Origin of the sequence: Epilithonimonas hungarica, from assembly GCF_900102265.1 — a bacterium.
Lineage (GTDB): Bacteria > Bacteroidota > Bacteroidia > Flavobacteriales > Weeksellaceae > Epilithonimonas > Epilithonimonas hungarica.
Genome location: NZ_FNBH01000011.1, coordinates 1 through 1,494, shown reverse-complemented (window position 1 = coordinate 1,494; position 1,494 = coordinate 1). Strand labels below are relative to the sequence as shown.

Genomic DNA, 1,494 nt, shown 5'->3' with positions numbered 1-1,494 from the left:
ATGTACGTCTTCAAACCAACTTAGACATTTTAGTTTAAATCCTTAAGGAGGATTTTCGGTTTATAAACTTACTAATTTTTGTTGGTTATACATTTGTCTTCTTTTTAGGATGGATTCCGCTTTTGTTTGCTTTCTTTTTTTCAAAATCTGTTCTGATCTTCCGAAGAACATATCCGCGGGAGTGAGGTTATTTATCGACTCATGATAGCGCTTGTTATTGTAGTTTTCTACAAACTTCTCCAGTGCTTGGATGAGTTCCTCGGGGTGATAAAAATGATTTAGTTTCACTACGTTTTTCATCGTTCTGTGATAACGCTCGATCTTGCCCCGGGTCTGCGGATGCATCGGTTTTCCGTGAACCTGTTTCATTCTTAAATCGTCTTTCAGATAGCTTTTCAACTCATTGGAGACGTAGCAGGAACCGTTGTCCGAGAGCAGTTTCGGTTTGACTTTGGTCTTTAATTTCGCTTTTTTAATGGCTGTGTCCACCGTTCGTTTCACATCTTCGGCTTTCATTGAGTCGCATAGCTCCCAGTGAATGATGTAGCGGCTGTAATCGTCCAAAATCGTGCTCAGATAGTACCATCCCCAGCCAATGATCTTAAAATAAGTAAAATCTGTTTGCCACATTTGATGCACAAATTCCGTTTTGTCTTTGAACTCATTTGCTGCCGAAAGAAGAAAATGATTCGGTGCCGGGATTAAGTCTCTTTGCTTCAAAATCCGGTAAACACTAGATTCTGAAATAAAAATACCTTGCTCATCGGTAATTTTGTAGGCCAGTTCCCTTGCAGATAATTCGGTGTGTTCCAAAGCGATCTCTACCACCAAATCTTTCTGTCTTTCAGGAATGCTGTTCCATTGCCTATGGTTTGTTCTTCTCGTAGTTTTCAAGCCATCATAACCGTATTCGAGGTAGCTTTGATACCATTTGTAAAAGCTGCTTCTTGCAATTCCAAAACTTTCCAAGGTTCGTTTCACGCCGAGTTCACTTGTGGTTACCGTTTGAATGATCTCGTATTTCTCAGCTGCGGATAATCTCATATATTTTCTGTATTTATCGATTAATCCAGCCTGTCTAAACTTTTTTTACAATGTCATAACGAACGACCAGATCAGCTACAATCTCTTTCAAACGTGCGTTTTCCTTCTTCAGATCTGATACTTCATCACTCGTAGCCTCGCGAGCGAGATCTCCATTGAGACGCTTCTTTCCTGCTTCCATAAACTCCTTGTTCCAGGCATAAAACTGCGACTGTGCAATATTATGATTCCTGCAAAGTTCGGCTACGGAAGTCTCCGCTCGAAGACCTTCCATCACGATTAAAATCTTTTGCTCTGCAGTGAATATTCTGCGGGTGTTCTGCCGAATATCTTTTACGAATTTCTCTGTCGGTTTCTTTTTCGGTGCTGCCATAATTAAAATTACTCTTTTTATGAAAACACTCCTTAACTTTTTAATATCTAATGTCCACTTTTCGCTGACGATTTACA

At 39.9% G+C, this 1,494-nt stretch carries 1 protein-coding gene; it reads right to left on the bottom strand.

From position 1 onward, the window contains the following. Positions 1–60 precede the first annotated feature (60 nt). Positions 61–1,417 (bottom strand): IS3 family transposase gene (locus tag BLT30_RS18040; RefSeq protein WP_394332213.1). Its coding sequence is split into 2 segments (ribosomal slippage): positions 61–1,084 and positions 1,083–1,417, totalling 1,359 coding nucleotides; the frame shifts between segments, so codons are not numbered across the junction. Between the last annotated feature and the right edge of the window lie 77 nt (positions 1,418–1,494).